The sequence below is a fragment of the Xanthomonas sp. F10 genome, assembly GCF_014206815.1.
GTDB lineage: Bacteria > Pseudomonadota > Gammaproteobacteria > Xanthomonadales > Xanthomonadaceae > Xanthomonas_A > Xanthomonas_A indica.
Window position 1 is genome coordinate 414,716 of the sequence record NZ_JACHNP010000003.1, and the last position, 24,998, is coordinate 439,713.

A 24,998-nucleotide genomic window follows, 5' to 3' on the forward strand; every position below is an offset into this window, starting at 1 on the left:
CCTTGGTGACCCTCACACGTCGCCGCCGTCCGCCCAGCCTTCGCCGCTGCCGACATGGAACACGCGGTCCTGCGCCTGCACCTGGCCGGCGGGCAGGTGTGCCTGGTCGGCCAGTGCCGCATAGAGCGGGGTGAAGTCCGGCGAGGTCGCCTGCATCAGCTGTTCGAAGCTGTCGATGACGAAGTAGGTCTTCTGGTAGGTGTCGATGCGGTAGCGGGTGCGCATGATCCGCTGCAGGTCGAAGCCGATCCGGTTGGGCGCGTTCGACTCCAGCGAGTACAGCGATTCGCCCTTGGACGAGACGATGCCGGCGCCGTAGATGCGCAGGCCGTCCGGGGTGTCGATCAGGCCGAATTCCACCGTGTACCAGTACAGCCGGGTCAGGTTCTGCAGCGCGTCCGGGCCGATCGCATGCGCCTTCACTCCGCCGCGGCCGTAGGCCTGCATGTAGTCGGCGAACAGCGGGTTCATCAGCAGCGGCACGTGGCCGAACAGGTCGTGGAACAGGTCCGGCTCGGCGATGTAGTCGATCTGCTCGGGACGGCGGATCCACCAGGTCACCGGGAAGCGGCGGTTGGCCAGGTGGTCGAAGAAGTCCAGCTCCGGCAGCAGCCCTTCGACGCCGACCAGGGTCCAGCCGGTGGTCGCCTGCAGCACGGCGTTGAGTTCGTCGAAGCGCGGAATCGCCTGCGAACCCATGCCCATCGCGTCCTGCGCCTCCAGAAACTCGTCGCAGGCGCGGCCGACCAGCAACGCGCGCTGGCGCGTGTACAACGTGCCCCAGGTGGCGTGGTCGTCGGCGCTGTAGCTGTCCCAAGGCTGGGTCACGACGGCGGTGGTGTAGACCGGCACGTAGCCCTTGTCGGTCTGCTGGTGTTCGACGCGGCGCGGTGCGGTGTCCATGGTCGACGCTCCGGAACGGGATGCCACGATGGTAGGCGCGCCGCCACGCAATGGGCTTGCGAAGTTGCACGGATCCTGGCGCCGCGCGCAAGATTGTTGCGTAGACCCCATGTTGCAGAGCAATAAATGACCGGATCGCCGACCTTCGACCGCACCGACCTGCGCCTGCTCGCCCTGCTGCAGCGGCAGGGCCGCGCCAGCAATGCCGAGCTGGCCGCGCAGGTGAACCTGTCGCCCTCGGCCTGCCTGCGCCGTGTACAGCGGCTGGAGGCCGAGGGCGTGGTCGCCGGCTACGCCGCGCGGCTGGTGCCGGCGGCGATCGGCCTGGGCCTGCAGGCCTTCGTCCGCGTGCAGCTGGAGAAGCACGGCCAGAGCGGCATCGCCCATTTCGCCGACAGCGTGCAGGGCTGGGACGAGGTGGTCGCCTGCCATGCGCTGACCGGCGACATGGACTACTTGCTGCACGTCTACGTCCGCGATCTGGCGCACTTCTCCGCATTCCTGCTGGACAAGTTGCTCAACGCCGCCGGCGTCGCCGACGTCAATTCCAGCTTCGTGCTGCGCACGGTCAAGGACTTCGCCGGCCTGCCGCTGCCGCGCGGCTAGTGGCCCGACGTTGGCGTGCCGCCGCGTGTCAGCGCATGGCAACCCTTGTTAAGTTGTTGCTAACGATTTACATTTGCGTTCTGCGACGGCCATCCACGGCCACAGCCTCTCCGCCAGCCCGATGGGCGAGCCGCGCCGGATCCCGGCCGTGGAGGCTGGCTGCGCCTGTCGCTTTCCTCCACCGCGTCGCTGCCGCGCACCACCCCCGCGAGATCATTCCATGCGTTCTTCCGTTTCCCACCGTCTGCTCTACCTCGCCCTGCTGTCCGCGCTCTCCGGCGCGCCGGCGCCGTTGCTCGCCGCCGAAGCCGCGGCCGACGTGCAGCCGACCACGCTGGACAAGGTGGAAGTCAGTGGCAGCCCGAGCCGCGCGCAGCCGTCCACCACCACCCGTCTGCCGCTGACGCTGCAGGAGACGCCGCAATCGGTGAGCGTGCTGGGCCAGCAGCGGCTGGAAGAGGAATCGCTGTTCAGCATCAACGACGTCATGCGCAACGTCACCGGCGTCAACGTGTCCTTCTTCGACACCCAGCGTCCGCTGTACTTCGCGCGCGGCTTCCAGATCACCGACTTCCAGGTCGACGGCCTGCCCACCTACAGCGGCTCCACCAATCAGGAATACGACATGGTCTTCTACGACCGCGTCGAGGTGATCCGCGGCGCCAACGGCCTGCTCAGCGGCGCCGGCATTCCCTCGGCCACGGTCAACCTGCTGCGCAAGCGCCCCGGCAAGACCTTCGATGCGTCCTTCGCGGCCTCGCTCGGCACGTGGGATTTCCGCCGCACCCAGGCCGACGTCACCGCGCCGCTGACTGCCGACGGCCGCTTCCGCAGCCGCTTCGTCGCCGCCTGGCAGGATCGCGGCTACTACTACGACCACTACACCGAGCAGAAGATGTCGGGCATGGCGGTGCTGGAAGGCGACCTGACCAACTCCACCACGGTCACCGTCGGCTACCAGCGCCAGGACAACGATCCGGTCGGCTCGACCTGGGGCACGGTGCCGTACTTCTTCGCCGACGGCGGCTTCGCCGACCTGCCCAGCTCCACCAACCTGGCGCCGAAGTGGGCGCGCTGGCAGCGCAACACCCACACCACCTTCGCGAACCTGGAACAGCGCTTCGGCGAGAACTGGCTGCTGAAGGTCAACCTGGCGCGCACCGAGGGCGAGGTCGAGAACCTGCGCGTCTACGGGAGCGGCTATCCCAAGCGCGACGGCAGCGGCATCTACCTGCGCGCCGCCGCCGGGCAGACCACCGACACCCGCGACGGCCTGGACGTGTACCTGTCCGGCAGCTTCCCGCTGTTCGGCCGCGACCACGACCTGGTCCTGGGCGGCAGCTGGCAGGACCTGCAGTCGACCACGCCGACCCTGGCGCTGCGCTATCCGGGTGACTGGACCACCTGCGGCCGCGAGCGTTGCTACTACATCCCCAACGTCTACGACTGGCATGGCGACGTGGGCCAGATCACCGCCGCCCGTACCGGCGCGCGGCGCGAGGCGCGCACCACCCAGCGCGGCGTGTACGCCTCCACCCGGCTGCGCCTGGCCGAACCGCTGTCGCTGATCGCCGGCGCGCGCCTGAGTTCCTGGCAGACCCGCACCCAGGCCTTCGCCGCCGACGGCAGCTACACCGGCACCAGCGGCCGCTACCGGGTCAGCGACGAGGTCACCCCCTATGTCGGCCTGGTCTACGACATCACCCCGGCCGTCTCCACCTACGCCAGCTACACCGAGATCTTCAATCCGCAGAACTACAAGGACAAGGACAACAACCTGCTGGCGCCGGTGCAGGGTTCCAACCTGGAGGCGGGCGTCAAGGCGCAGCTGGCCGACGGCCGCGGGCTGCTCAGCGCGGCGGTGTTCGAGGCCAAGCAGGACAACTACGCGGTGCGCGACATGACCCAGCCGGAAGCCTCGCTGCCCGACGGCAGCTCGGCCTACATCGGCGTCGACGGCACCAAGAGCCGCGGCTGGGAAGTGGAATACAACGGCGAACTGCGTCCGGGCTGGACGCTCAACGCCGGCTACACCCACGCCAAGGTCACCCGCGCGCCCACCGACGCGATCTACGCCAACCTGCCGGAGGACTATCTGCAGCTGTCCACCCAGGTGCGCCTGCCCGGCGCCTGGCAGCGCCTGAGCCTGGGCGGCGGCGTGAGCTGGCAGAGCGCGGTGCGCGGCTACAACATCCAGCGCCCGGTCGGCGACGGCAGCGCCGCCACGCGCCCGGTCACCGTGGTGCAGGACCCGTACGCGCTGGTGCATTTCAACGCCAACTACCAGCTCAGCACGCAGTGGACCGCGACCCTGGCGGTGACCAATGCGCTGAACAAGAAGTACTGGGCCAACCTGGACTACCAGAACTACGGCGAACCGCGCTTCGTGAGTTTCACGCTGCGCTGGCGGTACTGAGGCGCGGTGGGGTACCGGTGGGACTGCGCCGGGTAGGAACTGGCGCTGGCGGTCGGACCCTCACCCCCGGCCCCTCTCCCGGTGGGAGAGGGGAGGCACGCCTCAGTCCTTCGGCTTGCAGGGATCGTCACGGCGCAGCAGGCGGCCCAGCCGCGACGGCGGTTCGCACGGCGGCGGCGCCGGTTGCGCGGCCTTTGCCGCCGCGGCTGCGGCCGCCGCACGCTGCTGCTGCAGTTGCGCCAGCTTGGCCTTGATCTGCGGCATCGCCGCCAGCGCGGCCTTCTCGCCTTCCAGGATCGCGGCGTTGCGCTGGGCGAAGTCGGCTGCGCCGATGTCGTTGACCTTGGGCCGGATCACGATGTCGGCGCGGCCCAGTTCCTGCTGGCCCAGGCGCTGGCCCATGATCGCGATCGACTGGTTGACGGTGCCGAGCATGCTGCCCGGGTTCTTGCCGCTGGCCTTGCTGGAGATGTCCACGGCGATGACGAAATCGGCGCCGAGCTGGCGTGCGGCGTCCACCGGCACCGGGCTGACCACGCCGCCGTCCACGTAATGGAACTTGCCGATGGCGACCGGCTCGAACACGCCGGGGATGCTGCTGGACGCGCGCACCGCCTGGCCGGCGTTGCCGCGCACGAACACGGTGCGCTCGCCGTCTTCCAACCGGGTGGCGACTGCGGCGAACGGCCTGGCCAGCTTCTCGATCGGCTTGCCCTTGAGTTGGGCGTTGACATAGTCCTGCAGCGCCTGGCCCTGCACCAGGCCGCCGGAGAACAGGCGCATGTCGCGGATGCTGCTCTCGTCCAGCGCCACCGCCGCCTGCTGCATCTGGAACGCGTCCATGCCGCTGGCGTACAGCGCGCCGACCACGCTGCCGGCGCTGGTGCCGGACACCACCGTCGGCTCCAGGCCGTTGGCCTGCAGCATCTTGATCACGCCGATGTGGGCGAAGCCCTTGGCTGCGCCGCCGCCCAGGGCGATGCCGATGCGCAGCGGCTTGGCCGCCGGCGTCGGGGCCGGTCCGTTCACTACCGGCGCCGGCGGCGCCGGCTTGGGCTCGCCGCCGCAGGCGGCAAGCAGGCCGAACAGGGACAGGGACAGCAGCAGGCGCGGGGAACGGAACACGGTCATGGAAGCGTCGGGCAAAGGAGGAAGGAGCCGGCGCGAGCATAGCCGCATCCTCCTGCACCGCCCACGACCGGAGGTCATGCTGAGGGTGGTCCGGGCGCTTCAGTGGAAGCGCGAGGCTTGGGTCTGCGAGGCGCTGCGCGCCCGGACCCTCACCCCAAGCCCTCTCCCGGGGGAGAGGGACTGAGTGGGCTGCTTCAGAAGTTGTTGTCGCCGTCCAGGATCCGGCCGAAGCCGCCCAGCACCGAGCCTTCGCCGCGGTTCTGCCCGCCGCCCTGCGGCGCGGCGGCGAGCATGCGCCCGGCCAGGCGCGAGAACGGCAGCGACTGCAGCCAGACTTTGCCGGGGCCGGTGAGGGTGGCCAGGAACATGCCTTCGCCGCCGAAGAACATGCTCTTGATGCCGCTGACCGGGCGCACGTCCATGTCCACCGAGGCGTGGAACGCGACCACGCAGCCGGTGTCCACGTCCAGGCGCTCGCCGGCGGCCAGTTCGCGCTCGACCACGCAGCCGCCGGCGTGCACGAACACCCAACCGTCGCCCTCGAGCTTCTGCATGATGAAGCCTTCGCCGCCGAACAGGCCGGTCATGATCTTGCGCTGGAAGTGGATGCCCAGCGACACCCCGCGCGCGCCGGCCAGGAAGCTGTCCTTCTGGCAGATCAGGCGGCCGCCGTGCTGGTCCAGCTTCATCGCCAGCACCGTGCCGGGGTAGGGCGCGGCGAAGGCGACCTTGGCCTTGCCCTGGCCCTGGTGGGTGAACACCGTGGTGAACAGGCTCTCGCCGGTGACCAGGCGCTTGCCGGCCGACAGCAGCTTGCCCATCAGGCCGCTCTGGTTGCCGCCGGAGCCGTCGCCGAACACGGTGTCCATCCGCACCGCCGCGTCCTTGAACATCAGCGCGCCGGCCTCGGCCACCGCGCTCTCGCCCGGGTCCAGCTCGATCTCCACGAACTGCATTTCATGGCCGACGATGCGGTAGTCGATCTCGTCGGCGCGGCCGCCCGCTGCGGGCGGCGGCGGCAGGCCCGGCGGGAGGAACGACGCGCCGCCCTGCAGGGCGGGAATCTGCGCCACCGGCAGCCAGCCGCTCTGGCCCTGGCTCCAGGCCAGGGCCGTGGGGTTGTTGCGGGCGAAGGCGACCGCATCGGCATCGTCGAACGGGCCGGAGCGGGTCTGTTCGCTGCCGGTCAGGAAGTACCACTGGGTCATGGGTGCAGGTCCTTGGCGGGAAGTCGCGGCGAGTCTAGCCTGCCGTCGGGGACCGTTCGCATCTGCCCAAAGGCAGGGTGACCCGTGCAGCGTTCCGCACGCCGTCCCTACAGCGCGCTGGCCGGGCGGACCTGCAGGACGCCGGCTTCGGCGGCGCAGTCGCCGGCGGGCATGCGCCCGGCCGCGCGCGCGGCGGCGATCTCGCCGCGGGCCGCGGCCAGGTCGGCGCGGAAGGCCGGGTCGTCGTGCAGCCGCGCCACCGTGGCCGCGCCCAGGAAGCGGCCGGCGAGCACGTCGCTCTGCCAGTGCACGTTGCACACCAGCCGGCTCTCGGCGTAGTTGCGGCCGCGCGCGATCAGCGCATCGGCGCGCTCGGGCGCGATCTCGCTCAGGGTCAGCGCCCAGGCCCAGCCGATGGCGCTATGCCCCGACGGATACGAGCCGCTCTGGCGCAGGTCGTCGAGATCGCCCGGGGTACACACCGCCTGCTGGTTGCGCAGGAACGGCCGCGCGCGCTGGTACTGGCGCTTGGCCGCCTTGGTGGCGGCGCTGGCGTCGATGCGGCTGCGCTCCAGCAGGGCGTACAGGTGCGGGGTGTGCTGCGCGTCGATCGCCACGCCCAGCGCGCAGGCGAACTGGCCGGCGCCGTTGGGGAAGCTCAGATCGGCATCGCGCGCGGCCTGCTGCCAGCGCGCGCTGCCGCGCAGGGCCAGCGCCTCGCGGTTGACCGCCAGGTCCAAGGCCTCGCCCGGCGAGCCGGCCGCCGGGGGCGCCGGCAGCAACTGCAGACTGTCCGGCACCGCTGTGGCCGGCAGATAGCCCACGGCCTTGGCCGGCGCCGGTGCGCGCACCGCCGGGCCGCTGCAGGCGGCCAGGGCAAGCGCCAGCACGGCGGCGGCGGTGCGGAAACGGCAGGTGGGCAACACGGACATGCGAACTCGGACAGCGACGGCGGATCGGTCAGTGTACGGCGCGGCGCAGGGACAGGTCGCCCGTGGCGACCTGCCGCGGGCAGCCCGGCTGCTGTAGGAGCGGCTTCGGCGGCGACGGGCGTTCCCGGTAAAAGGCGTCGCGGCTGAAGCCGCTCCTACGGATGCCGACGGGCGGATGGCCGGCATGGCCTTGCCCACCTCAGCCGCCGTCACGCTCCTCGCGCGGCGGGAAGCGCAGCACCACCCCGCGCGGCGCCTGCGGCGGCTGCCACAGCACCGGCACCTGACTCGGCGGTGGCGGTTCCAGTTCGTCGTCGGCGGCGAGCAGATCGTCGGTGTCCTCCTCGTCCTCCCAGCTGTAGCGCTTGCGCGGCGGCAGCGGATCGCGATGGCGCAGCAGCAGCGCCGCGACCACGCCGCCCACGGCGCCGCCCAGGTGCGACTGCCAGGACACCCCGTCCTGGTGCGGCAGCACCGTCACCAGCATGCCGCCGTAGAACAGGAAGGCGATCATGCTGGCGGCGATCGCGGCGCGGTCGCGGCGCAGCAAGGCCAGCACGAATACCAGGAACAGCAGGCCGTGGGCGACGCCGCTGGCGCCCAGGTGATGGCTGCCGGGATCGCCCAGCCACCAAGCGCCCAGGCCCGAGCCCAGCCACAGCAACGGCAGCCCGGCCAGGGTGGCGCGCGGATACACGCTGCCGGCCAGGGTGCCCAGAATCAGCAGGGCGCCGGCGTTGGCCCCCAGGTGCTCCGGCGAGCCGTGCAGCAGCGGCGCGGTGAGCACGCCGAGCAGGCCGGCAGCCGTGTGCGGCGCCACTGCCCAGGGCCGCCAGTCGAACAGGCCCTGGCTGGCGAACACCGCCACCAGCAGCGCCACGAAGGCCAGGCTGGCATTGAAGGCACGCAGGATCCGCGCGCGGTCGAAGCGGCCCTGCGCATCGGGCTCGGGCGTGGGCGAGGGGAGCGAGGAGGTGTCCATGCTCCCTGGATGGCGGCGCCCCGCCACCAAGGCAAGGCGCCGCCGATGGGAGGGACTGGCCGCGGCCGCGGGACAATCCGCGGCCGCGGCGCAGGCGCCGGGTCAGTGCGCCGGCTTGGCCGGGCGCAGCAGGCTCAGCACCACGGTGGCGCCGATCACCACCGCCACCGCCAGCAGCGACACCAGCACCGGGATCTTGTACAGGTCGATGATCAGCATCTTGGTGCCGATGAACACCAGCACGATCGCCAGGCCATAGGGCAGCAGGTGGAAGCGGTCGGCCATGCCCGCCAGCAGGAAGAACATCGCGCGCAGGCCCAGCACCGCGAACACGTTGGAGGTCAGCACGATGAACGGGTCGGTGGTGATCGCGAAGATCGCCGGGATGCTGTCCACCGCGAAGATCACGTCGGTGATCGCGATCAGCATCAGCACCGCGAACAGCGGGGTGAACCAGCGCCTGCCCTCCTGGGTCACGCTCAGCGCGTTGCCGTGGTACTGCGGGGTCAGGCGCAGATGCTTGCGCATGAAGCGCAGCACCGGGTTGGCTTCCAGGTCGGGCTCCTTGCCCGCCGAGAACCACATCTTGATGCCGGTCAGCAGCAGGAACGCGCCGAACACGTACAGCAGCCAGTGGAACTTGGTCAGCAGCACCGAGCCGGCGAAGATCATCACCGCGCGCAGCACGATCGCGCCGAGCACGCCGATCACCAGCACGCGCTGGCGCTGCTCCTCCGGCACCGCGAAGTAGCTCATGATCATCAGGAACACGAAGATGTTGTCGACCGCCAGCGACTTTTCGACCAGGTAGCCGGTCAAGAACTCCAGGCCCAGGCGGTTGCCGGTGGCCACGTCGATGGTCTCGCGCAGGTACCACCACAGGCCGGCGTTGAACGCCAGCGCCAGCGCGATCCAGCCGATGCTCCACCACAGCGCTTCCTTGAAGGTGACCTTGTGCGGACCGCCGTGGCGCATCAGCACCAGGTCCGCCAGCAGCGCCACGACCACCACGATCGCGAAACCGCTCCACAACCACACGTTGCCTATCGTTTCCATTGGGAATTTTCCGTCAGTGAACAGGGAACCTCGGGGCCGCGGCGGCGGAGGCGTTCAGGACGGAGACGACGGATGTCGTCCAGAGGGTGCCTTCGCCACTGCGGCGAAGGTCTCGCTCGCAGCCGATGGACCGGCTGCCGTTGCACCGGAGCCCGCGGGCTCGAATTGACGGCGACAACGTCGGGAGCTACTCCCCTTCTGCGCGCATTCTTGCGGCTGCCGGCGGTGCCGTCAATCGGGGCGGCTACAATGGCGTTCATGAATAGTCCCCTGCCCGTTGTCCGCCTCAAGAACGCCTGGCGCTCCAGCCATCCTTGGATCTTCCAGAAACTGGTCGAAAAACCCGCCGCCAAGCCCAAGCCGGGTGCGCTGGTGGACGTGGTCGGGGTGGACGGCGCGTGGGTCGGCCGCGGCTTCTACAACGGCCACTCGCGCATCGCCGTGCGCATCCTCGAGACCAACCCCGACATCGCCGTCGACGAGCACTGGTTCGCGCGCAAGATCGCCGAGGCAGTGTCGCTGCGCCGTGACGTGCTCAAGCTGGATGCGGTCAGCGACGCCTGGCGCGTGGTGCATGCCGAGGGCGACGGCCTGTCCGGCCTGGTGGTGGACCGCTATGGCGACCTGCTGGTGGTGGAGTTCTTCAGCGCCGGCATGTTCCGCCACCGCGAGTGGATCTACGCCGCGCTGCGCGCGCAATTCCCGGGCGCGCGCTTCTACAGCTTCGCCGAGGAACACGTGCAGAAGCAGGAGAGCTTCGACTACCGGCCGGTGTCCAGCAGCGGCGAGCGCCCGGAGCCGGCGATCATCAGCGAGTACGGCGTGCGCTTCCGCGCCGACCCGGCCGGCGCGCACAAGACCGGCTTCTTCGCCGACCAGCGCGAGAACCGCCAATGGCTGAGCCAGCAGGTGGAAGGCAAGCGCGTGCTCGACCTGTGCTGCAACACCGGCGGCTTCGCGGTCTACGCCAAGGTCCGCGGCGCCACCGAGGTGGTCGGCGTGGACATCGACGAGGACGTGATCGAGATCGCCAAGGGCAACGCCCGCCTCAACGATGTGCGGCCCAGGTTCGTGCAGGCCGACATCTTCCCGTACCTGCGCGATGCCGCTGCCCGCGGCGACCAGTACGACGTGGTGATCCTGGACCCGGCCAAGATGACCCGCGACCGCGACCAGGTGATCCCGGCGCTGAAGAAGTACCTGGACATGAACAAGCTGGCGCTGGGCGTGGTCGCCCCGGGCGGCCTGTTCGCCACCTTCTCCTGCACCGGCCTGGTCGCCGAGCACGAGTTCCTGGACATGCTGCGCCGCGCCGCCTACTTCTCCGGCCGCACCATCCAGATCCTGAAGGTGGCCGGCGCCGGCGCCGACCACCCGTTCATGGCCCACGTGCAGGAATCGCGCTACCTCAAGGCGGTGTTCTGCCGCGTGGTGGACTAGCGCGCCACGCATGCGCAAGGCCGAGCGGCTGTTCCAGCTGGTCAACCTTATCCGGGTGCGCCAGCCGGTGACGGCCGCCGTGCTTGCCACCGAGTTGGGCCTGTCGGTCCGCAGCATCTACCGCTACCTCGACGATCTCTCGCTCGGCGGCATTCCGGTCTACGGCGAGGCCGGCATCGGCTATCGGCTGGACCCGGCGTTCGCCCTGCCGCCGCTGGCGCTGTCGGGCGAGGAAGTCGAGGCCTTGCAACTGGCGGTGGAGATGCTCGCCTGCAGCGGTGGCGGCCACCTGCAGCCGGCGGCGCGGAGCCTGCTGCACAAGCTGCAGGCGGCCTTGCCGATGCCGGCGGCGGTGCCGCGGGTGGCACGCGCACTGCGCGCCGCGCCGGTGGCGTTGCCATGCTGGCAGGCGCTGCACGCCGCCACCGCGCAGCGCCGGAGCGTTCGGCTGCGTTATCGCAGCCTGCAGGGCGAGACCAGCGAGCGCGCGGTGATGCCGCTGGGCCTGTTCCACTGGGGGCAGCACTGGACGCTGGGCAGCTGGTGCGGGCTGCGCGCCGCGTATCGCGATTTCCGCCTGGATCGGATCGAGGCGGTACAGCCCTGCGCGACGCCGTTGCCGGTGCCGGCACACGTGGCGCTGGACGCGTATCTCCAGCACCAACGCGCGGCCTGGGCGCAGCGCGGGCACTGACACCCCGGTGTCAGCAGGGTGTCCGCAGACTGCCGGCTCCTTCACTGCGGAATGCTTGCATGTCCCACTCCAATTGCGTCCTCGAACTCGCCGTGTTCACCGTCAAGCCCGACGCCCGCGAGCGCATGCCGGCGCTGCGCCAACAACTGCGCGCGGCGCTTGCCGATTTTCCCGGCCTGCTCGATTACCGCGCGTATGCGCCGCTGGACGGCGACGACCAGTTCGTCGACATCGCGCACTGGCGCGACCTGGCCAGCGCACAGGCGGCGGCCGATGCCTTCGCCAACGGCGATGCCCGCTTCGCGCCCTATGCCGCGGCCATCGCCGAGCTGCAGGTGATGCGGCACTTGGCGCCAGCCTGAGACGGCGAAGTACGTCGTCACGCCGGCCGCGACTATGATCACCCCATGTTGCTTTCGAACGCGCGCATGAAGCGGCCCGCCTCGCCCCACGCCGAGACGCGGTCGCCCGCCGCGTCCCCCGCATGAAGATCGTCATCGCCCCGGACGCGTTCAAGGAAAGCCTGTCCGCGGCGCAGGCGGCCGCGCAGATCGCGGCGGGCTTCCGCAGCGTGTTCCCGGACGCGCAGTATGTGTTGCTGCCGTTCGCCGACGGCGGCGAGGGCACGGTGGACGCGTTGGTCGCCGGCGGTGGTGGGCGCCGGGTCGCCTGCACCGTGACCGGCCCGCTGGGCGCGCCTGTGACAGCGGAATTCGGCCTCAGCGAGGACGGCGGCACCGCCCTGATCGAGATGGCCGCGGCCAGCGGGCTCATGCTGGTGCCGCCGCCGCGGCGCGATCCACGCCTGACCGGCACCCGCGGCGTCGGCGAACTGATCCTGGCCGCCCTGGACGCCGGCGCGCGCCGGCTGCTGATCGGCATCGGCGGCAGCGCCAGCAACGATGGCGGCGCCGGCATGGCGCAGGCGCTGGGCGTGCGCCTGCTGGACGCGGACGGCCGCGACCTGGCTGCCGGCGGCGCCGCGCTGGGCGCGCTGGCGCGCATCGCACTGGACGGACTGGACCCACGGCTGCGCGACTGCACGATCGAGGTCGCCTGCGATGTCGACAACCCGCTGACCGGGCCGACCGGCGCCTCGGCGGTGTTCGGGCCGCAGAAGGGCGCCACGCTGGCGATGGTCGTCCAGCTCGATGCCGGGTTGCAGCGTTATGCCGAGGCGATCGAACGCACCCTGGGCGTGGCGGTGGCGCAGCTGCCCGGCGCCGGCGCCGGCGGCGGCATCGGCGCGGCCCTGGTGGCCTTCCTCGGCGCGCGCCTGCGGCCGGGCGTGGAGATCGTCGCGCAGGCGTTGGGGCTGGAAGCGCACCTGGCCGGCGCCGATTTGTTGGTCACCGGCGAGGGCCGCCTGGACGGGCAGAGCGCGCAGGGAAAGGTGCCGGTCGGGATCGCCCGCATCGCCCGGCGCCATGGCGTGCCGGTGCTGGCCATCGCCGGTGGCCTGGGCGAGGGCGCGGCAGACCTGCAGGCACAGGGAATCGACGCGCTGTTCGGCGCGGTGCAGCGGGTGTCCACCCGCGAGGCCGCGCTGGCCGACGCCGCGGACGCCCTGCGCCAGGCGGCCCGCAACGTGGCCGCGGCGATCGCGCTGGGCCAGCGCCTGGGCGGCTCCCGGGCGCAATAGCGGCCTCCGCCGTTGGCTCGGCGTGGCGGCACGCTGCCATCCGCGGCGTTGGTAAGCCCCTGTGGGGAGGACTTCAGTCCCGACCCGATCATCGGTGGTGACCGCAGCGCTCCGCGAGGCCGTTGCCCCGCGCGTCGCGGCTGAAGCCGCTCCTACAGCTGGCACCCGTCAGCGGATGCGCCACGCGCAGGCAAGCCTTATGGGAGGGACTTCAGTCCCGACCCGATGACCGGTGGTTACCGCAGGACCCTGCGAGGCCGTCACTCCGCGCGTCGCGGCTGAAGCCGCTCCCACAGGTGGGCACCCGCCAGCGGACGCGCCACGGGCCAGGCAAAGCCTTGTGGGAGGGACTTCAGTCCCGACCCGATGGCCTGTGGTTGCCGCAGAGCCCTGCGAGGGCATCGCCCCTCGCGTCGCGGCTGAAGCCGCTCCTACAGCTGGCATCCGTCAGCGGACGCGCCGCGCGCAGGCCAGCCTTGTGGGAGGGCCTTCAGTCCCGACGCGATGACGCGTGGTTGCCGCAGGCCCGCGAGGCCGCTGCCCCGCGCGTCGCGGCTGAAGCCGCTCCCACAGATGGGCACCCGCCAGCGGACGCGCCACGGGCCAGGCAAAGCCTTGTGGGAGGGACTTCAGTCCCGACCCGATGACCTGTGGTTGCCGCAGAGCCCTGCGAGGGCATCGCCCCTCGCGTCGCGGCTGAAGCCGCTCCTACAGATGGCATCCGTCAGCGGACGCGCCGCGCGCAGGCCAGCCTTGTGGGAGGGACTTCAGTCCCGACGCGATGGCCGACGGCTGCCGCACTGCGGGAGGGAAGTCCGCCCGGGGCCAGGCGTGTTGTCAGCGCCATCCCCACCGTTGCCAATCCCGACTCCCCAATCCCAAATCCCGCTCCCCGCACCATCCTGGTGCTTCAGCCGTCCCTATTTGGCGCGCACCGCCCCATTCAGTTAAACTGAAAACGTTTACAACACGGATGCTCCCGCATGGAAACCCCCAATCTTCCGCAACGCGCCCCGCTCAGCCCCAAGTGGCAGTTCCGCTTCGACTTCTTCGACCGTCACGGCGCGCCCTCCACGCCCGAGTACAAGGCAGCATTCAAGGCGCTGCCGTTCATGGAACGGTTGAAGATCAACATGAACTTCTTCGCCCTGTTCTTCGGCTTCATCTACTTCTTCATCCTCGGCATGTGGCGCAAGGCGCTGGGCCTGATCGGCATCTCGCTGGCGGTGGGCATCGTCGCGGCGTTCCTGCCCGAGGTGGTCGGCCGCTGCCTGGGCATCGCCTACTCGCTGCTGGTCGGCATGGCCGCCAACTACGCCTACTACCTGCACCTGCGCAAGGGCAGCGTCAGCTGGAACCCGTTTGAAGGCGTGCGTTGGTGGTAATGGCGCGGTACGGCGGCGCGCGGATGCGACGCGCCGCCGCCGTGTTCAGCGCTTGCATTTCCAGAACTGCCAGGCCGGTGCCGGCGTTGGCGTGACCGCCGTGGCGGCCGGTGCCGAGGCCAGTTGGCCTTGCGCGCGGACCAGCTGGTCCTGTGCATCGAACTCCAGGACGATGCGGGCGTTGCCCCGCGTCGCCACGGTCTGCGCGGCGTCGCGCTGCAGCGCATAGCCCTGGTCCGCCAGGAAGCCTTCGCTCATGGCACGGTGGTCGAGCGCGAACTGCATCGGCAGTTCCCCGAGCAGGCGCAGCACGCGGGCGTCGTCGCACGGCGCGAACACCGCGGCCGGCACGTCGTCGAGCAGGAAGAACAGCGCGCCGCCGTCGTACGGCGCGCGGTAGTAGCAGCGCCCACGCAGCGCGCCGGCGAGCAGGGCGATGTGGTGGCCGCCGTCCTCGCCCAGCGCCGAGGACGGCGCGGCGAGTTCTTCAATGCCTTCGCGCTCGCCGTGCAGGCGCAGCGCTTGCGCTTCGGTCAGCAAGGCCGACGGCAGGTTGCTGGCGGTGTTGGCCCAGGCCCACAGCCAGCTGGCGCTGGCCTCGGCGGCAGTGCCCAGCAGCTGCATCGGAAACGACAGATCCTCGCCGAAACGCACCCGGCCTTCGCCCAGGTCCACCTGCCAGCCACGCTCGGCCAGCACATCGGCCAGGGCCAGCTGGCGCGCATAGGCGCTGCCGATGTGCCGTGCCAGCGCCGCCTGGAACTCCGGGCTCATCGCGGCGTCTGCGGCGCGCGCTGCAGCAGGCTGTTGCGGCGGCCGTACAGCAGGTAGGCGACCACGCCCAGCACGTTCCACAGCGCGAACCAGAGTTGCGTGGTATGCGGCAGGCTCCAGAACAGGTACAGGCAGCCGCCGATCGCCAGCGGCCCGACCAGCCAGGCCAGCGGCGTGCGGAAGGTGCGGGTGCGGCCGGGTTCGCGGCGGCGCAGGACCAGCATGCACGCGGCCACCGCGATGAAGGCGGCCAGGGTGCCGGCATTGGCCAGCGCAGCGATCTCGTCCAGCCGCGCCACGCCGGCCAGCGCCGCCACCAGCACCGCGGTGAACAGGGTGGTGGCCACCGGCGTGCCGGTGCGTGCGTTGACCTTGGACAGCCCGCGCGGCAGCAGGCCATCGCGCGACATCACGAAGAAGATCCGGCTCTGCCCGTACAGGAACGCCAGCAGCACGGTCGGCAGCGCGATCACCGCGACCACGCCGATCGCCGCCGCCGCCTTGCCGTGGCCGAGTTCGCGCAGGATCAGCGCCAGCGGCTCGGCGCTGGCGCCGAACACGTCGTAGCGCATCGCGCCGACCGCGGCCAGCGCCACCAGGATGTAGATCAGGGTGCAGCCGATCATCGAGCCGACGATGCCGATCGCCAGGTCGCGCTTGGGGTTCTTGGTCTCCTCGGCGGCGGTGGAAATCGCATCGAAGCCGTAGAAGGCGAAGAAGATGATCGCCGCCGCGGCCATCACCCCGTGCGCCACGCCGTCGGCGCCGACCGTCTTGGGGAAGCCGTAGGGCATGAACGGGTGCAGGTTGGCGCTCTGGAACGCCGGCAGCGCCACCGCCACGAAGATGCCCAGGGCGATCAGCTTCAGCACCACCAGCACCGCGTTGAGCGTGGCGCTCTCCTTGGTGCCGGCCATCAGCAGGCCGGCCACGGCGAAGGTGATCAGCACCGCCGGCAGGTTGACGATGCCACCGGCGTGCGGTCCGGCGGTCAGCGCTGCCGGCAGGCTCATGTCGAACCCGGTCTGCGCACTGGCCCAGTGCAGGAAGCCGACGAAGTAGCCGGACCAGCCCACCGCCACCGTGCTGACCACCAGCGAGTACTCCAGGATCAGGCTCCAGCCCACCACCCAGGCGATCGCCTCGCCGAGCGCGACGTAGCTGTAGGTATAGGCGCTGCCGGCGGCCGGCATCATCGTCGCCATCTCCGCGTAGGCCAGCGCGGCGCAGGCGCAGATCGCCCCGGCCACCGCGAACGACACCAGCACCGCCGGCCCGGCCAACTGTGCGCCGACTCCGATCAAGGTGTAGATGCCGGTGCCGACGATCGCGCCGATGCCCAGCGCTACCAGATGCGGCCAACTCAGCGAGGGCACCAGCCGGCGGCCGGCCTCGTGGACGGTGACCAGGTCGAGCGACTTGCGCCGGAACAGGAACGACATTTGGGCCTCGGGTGCGGGAGTGACAAGCCCGGCAGTGTCGCCGAACGCAGTGCAGCAAAGCTATGCCCGCGGCGCCTGCGCGGGTCGATGCGAATGCGCGTTCGGCAGTATCGCGCCGAGACCGCTCTCTCGTAGGAGCGGCTTCAGCCGCGACGGGCGTTCCCGATGACGCTTGTCGTGGCCGAAGCCGCTCCTACCGAATAGCGGTGTGCCAGAACGTGTTCCGCCGCACGCGGCAACTTGCGTTCTCGCGACCGGCTACCGCCCCAGCCGCTCCGCCAGCCGCACCAGCTCGGCCAGCGAGCCGACCTCCAGTTTGCGCATCGCGTTGCCGCGGCGCACCTTCACCGTGATCTCGCTGAGCTGCAGTCGTGCCGCCACCTGCTTGTTCAGCAGGCCCTGCACCACCAACTCCACCACCTCGCGTTCGCCGGCGCTGAGCCGCGCCCAGCGCGCCTGCAATTCGGCCTGGGCCGCATCGGCGGCGCGGCGCGCGCGGTCGCGGGCGATGCCCTGGCCGATCGCGTCGAGCAGGTCCTGGTCGCGGAACGGCTTGGTCAGGAACTCGATGGCGCCGTTCTTCATCGCCTCCACGCTCATCGGGATGTCGCCGTGGCCGGTGATGAAGATGGTCGGCAGCGCCAGCCCGGCCTCGTGCATGTTGCGGTGGAAGTCCATGCCGCTCTGCCCGGGCATGCGGATGTCCAGCACCAGGCAGCTCGGCGCGTCGGTGCGCGGATGCGCCAGGAAGTCGCGGGTGGAGGCGAAGGCATGTACCTGCAGGTCCACCGAGGCGAACAGGTCTTCCAGCGCGGCGCGGATCGAGGCGTCGTCGTCGATCAGGTACACCACCGGGCGTGCGCTCGCGTCGGCGGTCATGGGCGGGCTCCGCTGGCGATGGGCAGGCAGACGCAGAACACCGCGCCGCGCGGCCGCCCGGGTTCGGCCCAGATGCGGCCGCCGCCTGCCTCGACGATGCTGCGGCTGATGCTCAGGCCGATGCCGATGCCGCCCTGTTTGGTGGTCCAGAACGCATCGAACAGGTGCGCCTGCGCCTGCGCGGACAGGCCTTCGCCGCTGTCGGCCACGCTCAGCCGCACCGAGCGCGCGTCCTCGCGCACGGTGGCGATGCGCAGCGCGCGTTGCGCCGGCGGCGTGGCCGCCATCGCCTCGATCGCGTTGAGCAGCAGATTGCCGATCACCTGCTGGATCTGCACCGGGTCGGCCGATACCGGCGGCAGCAGCGCCGACAGTTCGGTGTGCACGCTGACCGCGCTGCGCTCCAGTTCGCCCTGCGACAGCGCCAGCACCTCGGCCACCGCGGCATTGAGATCGAAAGCGCGCTGCTGCGGCGCCTCGCCGCGGGTCAGGCTGCGCACCCGCGCGATCACCTCGCCGGCACGCTCGGCGTCGGCGAGGATGCGCGCCAGCGCCGCGCGCGCCTTGTCCAGGTTCGGCGGTTGCTGGTCGAGCCAGCGCTGGCAGGCGTTGCCGCTGGTGACGATGGCCGCCAGCGGCTGGTTGACCTCGTGCGCGATCGAGGCGGTCAGGCTGCCGAGGCTGCGCACCCGCGCCAGCCGCAGCAACTGCGCCTGCGCGGCGTGCGCGGCGGCCTTGGCGCGCTCCATGCGCACCGCAATGGAGGCGGTCACCGCCACCACCACGATGCTGATCGCCGAGTTGATCACGCCGACCCGGTAGGCACCGGTATGGGTGAGATGGAAGCTGAGCACGATCAGCACCACGCACAGCCCGGCCAGCACGCCCAGCCCGGCCGGCGCCAGCAGCCGCACCGCGCCGAGGATCGCCACGGTGTAGAACAGCGCTGCCGCCACCGCGTAGTCGGTGACCGTGTCGGCGAGGAAGATCGCGCCCAGCGCCAGGCCCAGCGCGGCCAGGCCGAGCAGGCGGCGGTGCGGCGGCAGCGGCTTGAACCAGGCGATCATCGACGTGACATGGGAGGGACGAGGTTGGGCATGGTGGCTCAGGCTTCGGCGCCGGCGTTCCAGAACGCCTGTTGTACACCCGGTTCGCCCTCCAGGCGCTGCACCACCGCATCTAGTTCCTCGGCGCGCACCGCGGTGGCGTACAGGGTGGCGGCGATCTCCACGTCCTGCTGCCCGAACGGATGCTGCTCGACTTCGCGCGCCGGGTAGTGCGCCTCCTCCAGCAGCTCGATCAGCCGCTCGCGCACCTCGCCATGCACCTCGCGCGCGCAGATCGCATAGAACATGTAGGTCGCTTCCAGCGAGGATTCCTTCAGCGGATGCCGGTTGATGCGGTTCACCATCGGCCGCAGCAGGGTATTGCTGAGCAGCACGAACATGGCCGCCAGCACCGCCTCGGCGACCAGTCCGGCACCGGCGCAGGCGCCGACCGCACCCGATCCCCACAGCGTGGCCGCGGTGTTGAGCCCGGTGACGTTGGCGCCTTCCTTCATGATCGCGCCGGCGCCGAGGAAGCCGATCCCGGAGACCACGTAGGCCACCACCTGCACCGCGCCCTGGGTGCCGCCGTGGATCTCGAACAGGCGGTCGCCGAGCGAGACGAAGATCGCCGCGCCGACCGCGACCAGGGTGTTGGTGCGCAGCCCGGCGGTGCGCTGGCGCACCTGGCGCTCGAAGCCGATGATCGCGCCGAGCACGAAGGCGGCGGTAAGGCTCACCAGGGTGTCGAGCAGCGAGCCGAGATTGAACAGGCGCAGGGCTTCCATCAGGGCGCGTTCCGGTGGGCGAGGGGAGCGATCATGGCGGCTCCGGGAAAGGGAATGAGCGGATGCAGGGGCGCATGATGCCGGGGCGAGATGGCAGTCGACACCGTGGCGGCAGGCGCGCGGGTGTCAGCGTACCCCGGGCCACCAGGCCAGGGCGGCATGCAGCCAGTGCGCCGCCGGGGCACTCACCCCGGCGGCGTGCAGGCGCCGCTGCGCCGCATGCGGCAGCCGCGCGCGGACCCGGATGCGGTCGGCGACGGGCAACAGCGACAGCGCATCGGCCATCACCCGCGGCGATTGCGCGGACAGCGCCAAGGCGAAGGCGCGGGCGCCGTGGGCGGCGAGCAGATGGCGCAGCGCTTCGGTGCGGCGCATGGCGACCGCGGCACGCAGCGCGCGCTGCAGGCAGCGCTGCAGACGGAGATGGCGGGAAAACAGCGAGAACACGAACATGACGACCTCCTTGCGGCGCGTGGCCGGCAAGGACGTCGCGGCGTGGGCGGCGGGCGTCTTCCGGCTCAGCGCCGGGCAGCGACCAGGCGGGGAGAATGGGGAGAGAATGCGGCGCTGACGCCGCGTCGATGCGGATCGGGGTCCATGCGCGCCTCCGGGGTCAGGGGAACGGATCGCGCGATGCGCGATGGCCGGGCGCGGCGTGCTGCCGCGGCGCCGCCCGCTGGCCGGGCCAGCAGCGGATGGCGCAAAGCTTGGCACGCGGCCCATGCCCGTACCAGCCTGCATGAGGCCATGGCGGCGATACCAAGGTATATCCGCTCTCCTCCGCCTGCCGGCGCGTGGCGCAGCGATTGAGACGCGGCCGGCTACACTGACCGCATGCAGAACGATGTCCATTTCCTGATCCTCGCCGGCCTGTTGTGCGCCGTCATCGCCCTGTTGCTGGCCGTGTTGCTGCGGCGGGGCAACCACACCGCGCTGGAGGCGGCCCTGCGCGAGGAGCAGCGCAGCGGCCGCGGCGAACTGCGCGAGCAGCTCGACAGTCTGGCCCGCCAGCAGGACGCGCGCAGCGAAGGCTTCGCCCGCCACCTGGCCGACCTGTCCACCCGTACCGACCAGCGCCTGGACCTGCTGCGCGAAGCGCTGACCGAGGACGCGCGGCGTGGCCGGGTCGAGGCCGGCGCCGCGCAGCAGCGCATGGCCGAGTTGCTGAGCCAGCGCCTGGTCGAGATCCGCGGCCAGCTCGATGCCTTCGGCCAGCAGCAGGACGCGCGCATGGCGCAGTTCGGCCAGCAGCAGGCCGAGCTGGTCGCGCGCATCGACGCGCAACTGGGTGCGCTGCGCGAGGCGCTGCTCGAGGACGCGCGCAAGGGCCGCCAGGAAGGCGCGGACGCGCAGCAGCGCTTCGCCGACACGCTCGGCCAGCGCCTGGGTGACCTGGTCCAGCGCAACGAGCAGCGGATGGGCGAGATGCGCAGCACCCTGGAGGAGCGGCTGAAGGAACTGCAGGCCGACAACGCGGCCAAGCTCGAGCAGATGCGCGGCACCGTCGACGAAAAGCTGCAGACCACCCTCAACACGCGCCTGGACGCCTCGTTCAAGCTGGTCTCCGAACGGCTCGAGCAGGTCCAGCGCGGCCTGGGCGAGATGCAGCAGCTGGCCACCGGCGTCGGCGACCTCAAGCGCGTGTTGAGCAACGTCAAGAACCGCGGCGGCTGGGGCGAGGTGCAGCTGGAGAACATCCTCGAGCAAACCCTGACCCAGGAGCAGTACGCGCGCGGTGTGCGGGTGCGCCCGGAGCGCAACGAGATGGTCGATTTCGCCGTGCGTCTGCCCGGCCGCGGCCACGAGGACACGCCGGTGTGGCTGCCGATCGACGCCAAGTTCCCGCGCGAGGACTACGAGCGCCTGCTCGACGCGCAGGAGCAGGGCGACCCGGAGCTGGTGCAGGCAACGGGGGCGCAGCTGGAGCGCGCGATCCGGGTCCAGGCCAAGTCGATCTGCGACAAGTACATCGCCCCGCCGCACACCACCGACTTCGCGGTGATGTTCCTGCCCACCGAGGGCCTGTACGCCGAGACCCTGCGTCGCCCCGGCCTGGCCGACCTGCTGCAGCGCGAGCACCGCATCGTCGTCGCCGGGCCGACCACCATCACCGCCCTGCTCAACAGCCTGCAGATGGGCTTTCGCACCCTCGCCATCGAGAAGCGCTCCAGCGAGGTGTGGGGCGTGCTGGCGGCGGTGAAGAGCGAGTTCGGCAAGTTCGCCGGCATCCTGGAAAAGGCCGAGAAGCAGATCAGCACCGTCGGCAAGAGCCTGGGCGAGGCCAGCCGCAAGACCCGCACCATCGAACGCCGCCTGCGCGGGGTCGAGACCCTGGCCGATGCGCAGGCCGCGCCGCTGCTGGAACTGTCGCTGCCGCTGGACGAGGCGGAGGCCGACGAGCCCGCGGGCGACGACGGGCAGTGAGAGCCGCGCGCTGAGCGGCGGGAGCCGGGATTGGAGACGGTGTGGCGGTTGCGTCGGCGCGGAATGGCGTACGACGGACAGGCGCCATGTCGGATGCAACGTTGCGACCTGGATGGGCCAGCGGGGCCGCTTCGTATGCGCGCGCTGTGCCGATCGCGCAGCACGCAGGTGTCGTTGTCTTGCCTGCAGTGTCGATGCAATTCGACATCGCGGATAGGTTGTCGTCTCCAGGCCGCTCGCCTGCTCGCCAGCTGGCCGCTACGCGCGCTTCTGATCGCGACGAGCGGCACATGTGTAGCGGCGGCTCTTGTTCCTCCTGTGGCAGTCGCGAGCAGGTTTTGTGGGCGCGGCTGTCGCGGCTGAAGCCGCTCCTACGGGAGCGCATGATCCGCAGCAAAAGCGGGTGTCACGTGCCGACACGGGCGAGCTGTCGGTGCGCTGAGTCACGCGGTCACGGTACTGCGCATGCTGTGCCGGCAGCGACTATGCTGGCGCTTCCTTTCGACCGAGGTAATGCCCCATGTCCGAGTCGCTGACCGCCATTCCGCTGACCCGCATCGACGGCGAGCCGACCACCCTCGCCGCGTTCGAGGGCAAGGTCTTGCTGATCGTCAACGTTGCCTCCAAGTGCGGCCTCACCGCGCAGTACGCAGGCCTGGAAGCGCTGTACCGCGAGAAGCAGGCGGCCGGCCTGGAAGTGCTCGGTTTCCCGGCCAACGATTTCAAGGGCCAGGAGCCGGGCAGCGAGGCGGAGATCCAGCAGTTCTGCCAGCTCACCTACGACGTGACCTTCCCGATGTTCTCCAAGATCGCGGTCACCGGAGAGGCCACGCATCCGCTGTACCGCGCGCTGATCGCCGCGCAGCCGCAGACCGAGGGCGAGGGCCCGATGCGCGAGAAGCTGGCCGGCTACGGCATCGAGCCGAATCCGGCGCCGGGGGTGCTGTGGAATTTCGAGAAGTTCCTGGTCGGCCGCGACGGCAAGGTCCACGTGCGTTTCGCCCCGGACGTCACCGCGGAGGATCCGCGCCTGCGCGCGGCGATCGACGCGGCGTTGGGCTAACGGTCTGCGGTAATCGATGCAGTTAGACGGTGCCTGGGTGAGCGGAAGGTGCTGTTGTGGCGTCTAGGTAGTCGGTGACCGAGCCGGGGAGGTTGCGACGTGCTTGGGCGTCGCATGTCGCGGCTGAAGCCGCTCCTACGCAAGGCGTGCAGCATCGACGTGGTTGCCGTGCCGTGCCGTGCCGTGCCGTTGCCGTTGCCGTTGCTTTGGCTGTTGCTTGGCTTTGGCTGTTGCTCGGGCTTTTGATTTACCGGGTTCCCTTCCGAAGCGGCGGCCAGCGCGGGGAAAAACCCGAAGGGCGGCGTACATGGATGTACGCCGTCCGCGGCAGGGGCAGGATGCCCCTTCCGCGGATCCCCGGGCTGGACGCGGACCCGGAGCGCGCAGCGCGGAGGGCGCGTAGGCAGGGCGCGCTTTCTTTTGGTTACTTTTCTTTGCGCGAGCAAAGAAAAGTAACTCGCCCGTTAGGGCGAAAGCCTTTTGCTTTCGCTTGAGATTTCAGTGTCGGACGAAAAGAAGAACGGTAGGAGCGGCTTCAGCCGCGACACACATGATCGGTGATGCCTGTCGCGGCTGAAGCCGCTCCTACGATTCAGCGGCCACCGCCGTAGCAGCAGATGCAAGAGCAAAGCTTTCGCCTGGCGACGAGTTACTTTTCTTTGCTTGTGCAAAGAAAAGTAACCAAAAGAAGCGCTTTACCACAGCCGAAGGCTGGTCAAGCACACCCCGCAGCGCGCCCTCCGCGCTACGCGCTCCGGGTTCGCAGCCACGACGGGCATTTTTCGACGGCACATCCATGTGCCGGCGAAAAACGACGCGCATCCTGCGCGTCGCCCTTCGGGTATTCGCCCGCCGTGGCTGCCGCGCCGAGGGGACCCCGATAAATCAACAGCAACAGCAACAGCAACAGCAACAGCAGGAGCAACAGCAGGAGCAACAGCAGGAGCAACAGCAACAGCAAAGCCGGCTGCACTCTGTAGTCCGCCGCGACACTCGCTCATCCACTGCAAACCGCGCGCTAATTCCAGCACATCGCGCTGCGTCAACAAACGATGGCAGCAAAGCTTCAGACACAAAAAACCCGGCCGAGGCCGGGCTTTTCGTAGGTGGATCGTGCGCCTAACTCAGCGACCGCCGCGCCACTCCGGGACCGGCATCGCGTCCACCGGCACCGTCGGATTGGTTTCTTCCTCGCGCAGATAGGCCGGCAGATCGTCGTCCTGGCGCTTGTGCCCGCGCATGTCGCTCTCGATCTGATAGTTGCGGCGCTGCAGCCAGGCATCGCGGGTCAGCTGGTACTCGTCCGGCGCCTGGTCGCGCAGGCTGTCCAGCGACAGCAACTGCGCCCGCGTGTCCACCAACTGCAGACCCTGCAGGCCGATGCGCACCCGGTCCTCCTCGATCTGCTGCAGCGGCGACAGCGGCGCGTCGCCGACCAGGCCGAACGCATCGCGTACCGTGCGCGGGCCGAATAACGGCAGTTCCAGATAGCGCGAGCGGCGCCAGCCCCACACGCCCAGGGTCTGGCCGAAGTCCTCGCTGCGTCGCGGCAGGTTGGCGTCGGTGGCCGGGTCGAAGATGCCGCCGATGCCGAGCGTGCTGTTGATCAGGAACCGGCTCAGGGTCTGCCCCGCCTGCAGCGGACGGCCCTGCAGCAACTGGTTGACCATGGTCAGCGGCGAACTGAGGTTGTCGAAGAAGTTGGTCACGCCCAGCCGCACCGGCCGCGGCACCACGTTGACGTAGGCGCGGGCCAGCGGCCGCGCCACCGCGCGGTCGACCACGTTGTTGAAGGCATGCACCTTGCGGTTGTACTTCTCCCACGGGTCGTAGCTCTGCGGTGCCTGCACGCCTGCCGGCAGGGTCGGATCGGCGACCGGGTTGTACGGGTCGCTGCCGTAGATCGCGGCGTAGTCCGCATCGGCGGACGCGGTCGGGTCCTGCGCGGTCGTCGGGGCCGGCGCCGTCGCGGCCGCCTGGGCGGCATCGGCCGTCGCGGCCGCCGTGTCCACGGGGGCCGGTGCGGGAGCCGGTGCGGCGGCGCCGCTGCCGGTCTGGTCCTGCATGGACATGGCGGGCGCGGGCGGGGCCGCCGGCGGAGGCGGCGGCGTGCGCTTGGGCGCGCCGGCGCAGGCGCCCAGGGCGGCGGCCAGGGTCAGGGAGGTGAGGATACGCAGCACGTTCATG

General features: G+C 70.4%; 23 protein-coding genes. 9 read left to right on the top strand and 14 right to left on the bottom strand.

Features of this window, described 5'->3' with window-relative positions:
* Nucleotides 1–12 precede the first annotated feature (12 nt).
* Nucleotides 13–903, bottom strand: coding sequence for a phenylalanine 4-monooxygenase (gene phhA / locus FHR56_RS18610; RefSeq protein ID WP_184502777.1), 891 nt, complete (start codon nucleotides 901–903; stop codon nucleotides 13–15).
* A gap of 126 nt (nucleotides 904–1,029) precedes the next feature.
* Between phhA and FHR56_RS18615 the strand changes: the two genes are divergently transcribed.
* Both FHR56_RS18615 and FHR56_RS18620 read left to right on the top strand, forming a co-directional pair.
* A complete protein-coding gene (locus tag FHR56_RS18615) occupies nucleotides 1,030–1,509 on the top strand; it encodes an Lrp/AsnC family transcriptional regulator (RefSeq protein ID WP_184502778.1) in 480 nt (159 codons plus the stop codon).
* 220 nt (nucleotides 1,510–1,729) lie between these two features.
* Nucleotides 1,730–3,925, top strand: a complete 2,196-nt coding sequence (locus FHR56_RS18620; RefSeq protein WP_184502779.1) for a TonB-dependent siderophore receptor — start codon at nucleotides 1,730–1,732, stop codon at nucleotides 3,923–3,925.
* A gap of 102 nt (nucleotides 3,926–4,027) precedes the next feature.
* Here FHR56_RS18620 and FHR56_RS18625 read toward each other — a convergent pair whose 3' ends face one another.
* From FHR56_RS18625 to FHR56_RS18645, 5 genes are all read right to left on the bottom strand, one after another.
* Nucleotides 4,028–5,056: a patatin-like phospholipase family protein gene (locus FHR56_RS18625; protein ID WP_184502780.1), complete on the bottom strand. Its 1,029-nt coding sequence runs from the start codon at nucleotides 5,054–5,056 to the stop codon at nucleotides 4,028–4,030.
* A gap of 194 nt (nucleotides 5,057–5,250) precedes the next feature.
* On the bottom strand, nucleotides 5,251–6,264 hold the full coding sequence (locus FHR56_RS18630; protein ID WP_184502781.1) for a TIGR00266 family protein: 1,014 nt from the start codon (nucleotides 6,262–6,264) through the stop codon (nucleotides 5,251–5,253).
* 107 nt (nucleotides 6,265–6,371) lie between these two features.
* Complete coding sequence (locus tag FHR56_RS18635; RefSeq protein ID WP_184502782.1) at nucleotides 6,372–7,196, bottom strand: phosphatase PAP2 family protein; 825 nt, start codon at nucleotides 7,194–7,196, stop codon at nucleotides 6,372–6,374.
* Between the two features lie 199 nt (nucleotides 7,197–7,395).
* Complete coding sequence (locus FHR56_RS18640) at nucleotides 7,396–8,178, bottom strand: rhomboid family intramembrane serine protease (RefSeq protein ID WP_184502783.1); 783 nt, start codon at nucleotides 8,176–8,178, stop codon at nucleotides 7,396–7,398.
* A 102-nt stretch (nucleotides 8,179–8,280) separates the two neighbouring features.
* Nucleotides 8,281–9,234 (bottom strand): TerC family protein, encoded by a 954-nt coding sequence (locus FHR56_RS18645; protein ID WP_184502784.1) that lies wholly within the window; start codon nucleotides 9,232–9,234, stop codon nucleotides 8,281–8,283.
* A gap of 258 nt (nucleotides 9,235–9,492) precedes the next feature.
* On the opposite strand from FHR56_RS18645, the gene FHR56_RS18650 reads away from it, so the two are divergent.
* The 5 genes from FHR56_RS18650 to FHR56_RS18670 all read left to right on the top strand — a co-directional run bounded on the left by FHR56_RS18650 (nucleotide 9,493) and on the right by FHR56_RS18670 (nucleotide 14,395).
* Nucleotides 9,493–10,674, top strand: a complete 1,182-nt coding sequence (locus tag FHR56_RS18650) for a class I SAM-dependent rRNA methyltransferase (protein ID WP_184502785.1) — start codon at nucleotides 9,493–9,495, stop codon at nucleotides 10,672–10,674.
* Between the two features lie 10 nt (nucleotides 10,675–10,684).
* Nucleotides 10,685–11,368, top strand: coding sequence for a YafY family protein (locus FHR56_RS18655; RefSeq protein WP_184502786.1), 684 nt, complete (start codon nucleotides 10,685–10,687; stop codon nucleotides 11,366–11,368).
* A 59-nt stretch (nucleotides 11,369–11,427) separates the two neighbouring features.
* Nucleotides 11,428–11,730 (top strand): antibiotic biosynthesis monooxygenase family protein, encoded by a 303-nt coding sequence (locus FHR56_RS18660; protein WP_184502787.1) that lies wholly within the window; start codon nucleotides 11,428–11,430, stop codon nucleotides 11,728–11,730.
* A 122-nt stretch (nucleotides 11,731–11,852) separates the two neighbouring features.
* The gene (locus tag FHR56_RS18665) at nucleotides 11,853–13,010 is read left to right on the top strand and encodes a glycerate kinase (RefSeq protein WP_184502788.1); all 1,158 of its coding nucleotides are present in this window, start codon (nucleotides 11,853–11,855) and stop codon (nucleotides 13,008–13,010) included.
* Between the two features lie 983 nt (nucleotides 13,011–13,993).
* Nucleotides 13,994–14,395, top strand: coding sequence for a DUF2628 domain-containing protein (locus FHR56_RS18670; protein WP_184502789.1), 402 nt, complete (start codon nucleotides 13,994–13,996; stop codon nucleotides 14,393–14,395).
* 45 nt (nucleotides 14,396–14,440) lie between these two features.
* Here the strand turns inward: FHR56_RS18670 and FHR56_RS18675 are convergent, their stop codons facing one another.
* The 6 genes from FHR56_RS18675 to FHR56_RS18700 form a co-directional block, all read right to left on the bottom strand.
* Complete coding sequence (locus tag FHR56_RS18675; RefSeq protein WP_184502790.1) at nucleotides 14,441–15,169, bottom strand: DUF6882 domain-containing protein; 729 nt, start codon at nucleotides 15,167–15,169, stop codon at nucleotides 14,441–14,443.
* The gene (locus FHR56_RS18680; RefSeq protein WP_184502791.1) at nucleotides 15,166–16,611 is read right to left on the bottom strand and encodes an amino acid permease; all 1,446 of its coding nucleotides are present in this window, start codon (nucleotides 16,609–16,611) and stop codon (nucleotides 15,166–15,168) included. Before FHR56_RS18680 ends, FHR56_RS18675 begins: the two co-directional genes overlap by 4 nt.
* A 258-nt stretch (nucleotides 16,612–16,869) precedes the next feature.
* Nucleotides 16,870–17,490 (bottom strand): response regulator, encoded by a 621-nt coding sequence (locus FHR56_RS18685; protein ID WP_184502792.1) that lies wholly within the window; start codon nucleotides 17,488–17,490, stop codon nucleotides 16,870–16,872.
* Nucleotides 17,487–18,557: a sensor histidine kinase gene (locus FHR56_RS18690; protein ID WP_184502793.1), complete on the bottom strand. Its 1,071-nt coding sequence runs from the start codon at nucleotides 18,555–18,557 to the stop codon at nucleotides 17,487–17,489. Before FHR56_RS18690 ends, FHR56_RS18685 begins: the two co-directional genes overlap by 4 nt.
* Before the next feature lie 38 nt (nucleotides 18,558–18,595).
* On the bottom strand, nucleotides 18,596–19,324 hold the full coding sequence (locus FHR56_RS18695; protein WP_184502794.1) for an MgtC/SapB family protein: 729 nt from the start codon (nucleotides 19,322–19,324) through the stop codon (nucleotides 18,596–18,598).
* A gap of 126 nt (nucleotides 19,325–19,450) precedes the next feature.
* Nucleotides 19,451–19,777 carry a hypothetical protein gene (locus FHR56_RS18700; RefSeq protein ID WP_184502795.1) on the bottom strand — a complete coding sequence of 109 codons (327 nt, stop codon included), beginning with the start codon at nucleotides 19,775–19,777 and terminating at the stop codon, nucleotides 19,451–19,453.
* Between the two features lie 381 nt (nucleotides 19,778–20,158).
* Here FHR56_RS18700 and rmuC point away from each other — a divergent pair, with 381 nt between their 5' ends.
* Nucleotides 20,159–21,748: a DNA recombination protein RmuC gene (gene rmuC / locus FHR56_RS18705; RefSeq protein WP_184502796.1), complete on the top strand. Its 1,590-nt coding sequence runs from the start codon at nucleotides 20,159–20,161 to the stop codon at nucleotides 21,746–21,748.
* 520 nt (nucleotides 21,749–22,268) lie between these two features.
* A complete protein-coding gene (locus FHR56_RS18710; protein WP_184502797.1) occupies nucleotides 22,269–22,811 on the top strand; it encodes a glutathione peroxidase in 543 nt (180 codons plus the stop codon).
* A gap of 745 nt (nucleotides 22,812–23,556) precedes the next feature.
* Here FHR56_RS18710 and FHR56_RS18715 read toward each other — a convergent pair.
* Nucleotides 23,557–23,766, bottom strand: coding sequence for a hypothetical protein (locus tag FHR56_RS18715; RefSeq protein ID WP_184502798.1), 210 nt, complete (start codon nucleotides 23,764–23,766; stop codon nucleotides 23,557–23,559).
* Nucleotides 23,767–23,935: 169 nt separating this feature from the next.
* Entirely contained in the window at nucleotides 23,936–24,997 is a 1,062-nt protein-coding gene (locus FHR56_RS18720) for a VacJ family lipoprotein (RefSeq protein WP_184502799.1), read from the bottom strand.
* Nucleotide 24,998: the final 1 nt, after the last annotated feature.

Bases quoted from the DNA above. Each gene is read 5' to 3' on its own strand.
- FHR56_RS18625 (WP_184502780.1), bottom strand. From the start codon at position 5,056: ATGACCGTGTTCCGTTCCCCGCGCCTGCTGCTGTCCCTGTCCCTGTTC.
- FHR56_RS18630 (WP_184502781.1), bottom strand. From the start codon at position 6,264: ATGACCCAGTGGTACTTCCTGACCGGCAGCGAACAGACCCGCTCCGGC.
- phhA (WP_184502777.1), bottom strand. From the start codon at position 903: ATGGACACCGCACCGCGCCGCGTCGAACACCAGCAGACCGACAAGGGC.
- FHR56_RS18695 (WP_184502794.1), bottom strand. From the start codon at position 19,324: ATGGAAGCCCTGCGCCTGTTCAATCTCGGCTCGCTGCTCGACACCCTG.
- FHR56_RS18660 (WP_184502787.1), top strand. From the start codon at position 11,428: ATGTCCCACTCCAATTGCGTCCTCGAACTCGCCGTGTTCACCGTCAAG.
- FHR56_RS18665 (WP_184502788.1), top strand. From the start codon at position 11,853: ATGAAGATCGTCATCGCCCCGGACGCGTTCAAGGAAAGCCTGTCCGCG.
- FHR56_RS18645 (WP_184502784.1), bottom strand. From the start codon at position 9,234: ATGGAAACGATAGGCAACGTGTGGTTGTGGAGCGGTTTCGCGATCGTG.
- FHR56_RS18710 (WP_184502797.1), top strand. From the start codon at position 22,269: ATGTCCGAGTCGCTGACCGCCATTCCGCTGACCCGCATCGACGGCGAG.
- FHR56_RS18700 (WP_184502795.1), bottom strand. From the start codon at position 19,777: ATGTTCGTGTTCTCGCTGTTTTCCCGCCATCTCCGTCTGCAGCGCTGC.
- FHR56_RS18670 (WP_184502789.1), top strand. From the start codon at position 13,994: ATGGAAACCCCCAATCTTCCGCAACGCGCCCCGCTCAGCCCCAAGTGG.
- FHR56_RS18620 (WP_184502779.1), top strand. From the start codon at position 1,730: ATGCGTTCTTCCGTTTCCCACCGTCTGCTCTACCTCGCCCTGCTGTCC.
- FHR56_RS18650 (WP_184502785.1), top strand. From the start codon at position 9,493: ATGAATAGTCCCCTGCCCGTTGTCCGCCTCAAGAACGCCTGGCGCTCC.
- FHR56_RS18685 (WP_184502792.1), bottom strand. From the start codon at position 17,490: ATGACCGCCGACGCGAGCGCACGCCCGGTGGTGTACCTGATCGACGAC.
- FHR56_RS18615 (WP_184502778.1), top strand. From the start codon at position 1,030: ATGACCGGATCGCCGACCTTCGACCGCACCGACCTGCGCCTGCTCGCC.
- FHR56_RS18680 (WP_184502791.1), bottom strand. From the start codon at position 16,611: ATGTCGTTCCTGTTCCGGCGCAAGTCGCTCGACCTGGTCACCGTCCAC.
- FHR56_RS18640 (WP_184502783.1), bottom strand. From the start codon at position 8,178: ATGGACACCTCCTCGCTCCCCTCGCCCACGCCCGAGCCCGATGCGCAG.
- FHR56_RS18690 (WP_184502793.1), bottom strand. From the start codon at position 18,557: ATGATCGCCTGGTTCAAGCCGCTGCCGCCGCACCGCCGCCTGCTCGGC.
- FHR56_RS18720 (WP_184502799.1), bottom strand. From the start codon at position 24,997: ATGAACGTGCTGCGTATCCTCACCTCCCTGACCCTGGCCGCCGCCCTG.
- FHR56_RS18655 (WP_184502786.1), top strand. From the start codon at position 10,685: ATGCGCAAGGCCGAGCGGCTGTTCCAGCTGGTCAACCTTATCCGGGTG.
- FHR56_RS18635 (WP_184502782.1), bottom strand. From the start codon at position 7,196: ATGTCCGTGTTGCCCACCTGCCGTTTCCGCACCGCCGCCGCCGTGCTG.
- rmuC (WP_184502796.1), top strand. From the start codon at position 20,159: ATGCAGAACGATGTCCATTTCCTGATCCTCGCCGGCCTGTTGTGCGCC.
- FHR56_RS18675 (WP_184502790.1), bottom strand. From the start codon at position 15,169: ATGAGCCCGGAGTTCCAGGCGGCGCTGGCACGGCACATCGGCAGCGCC.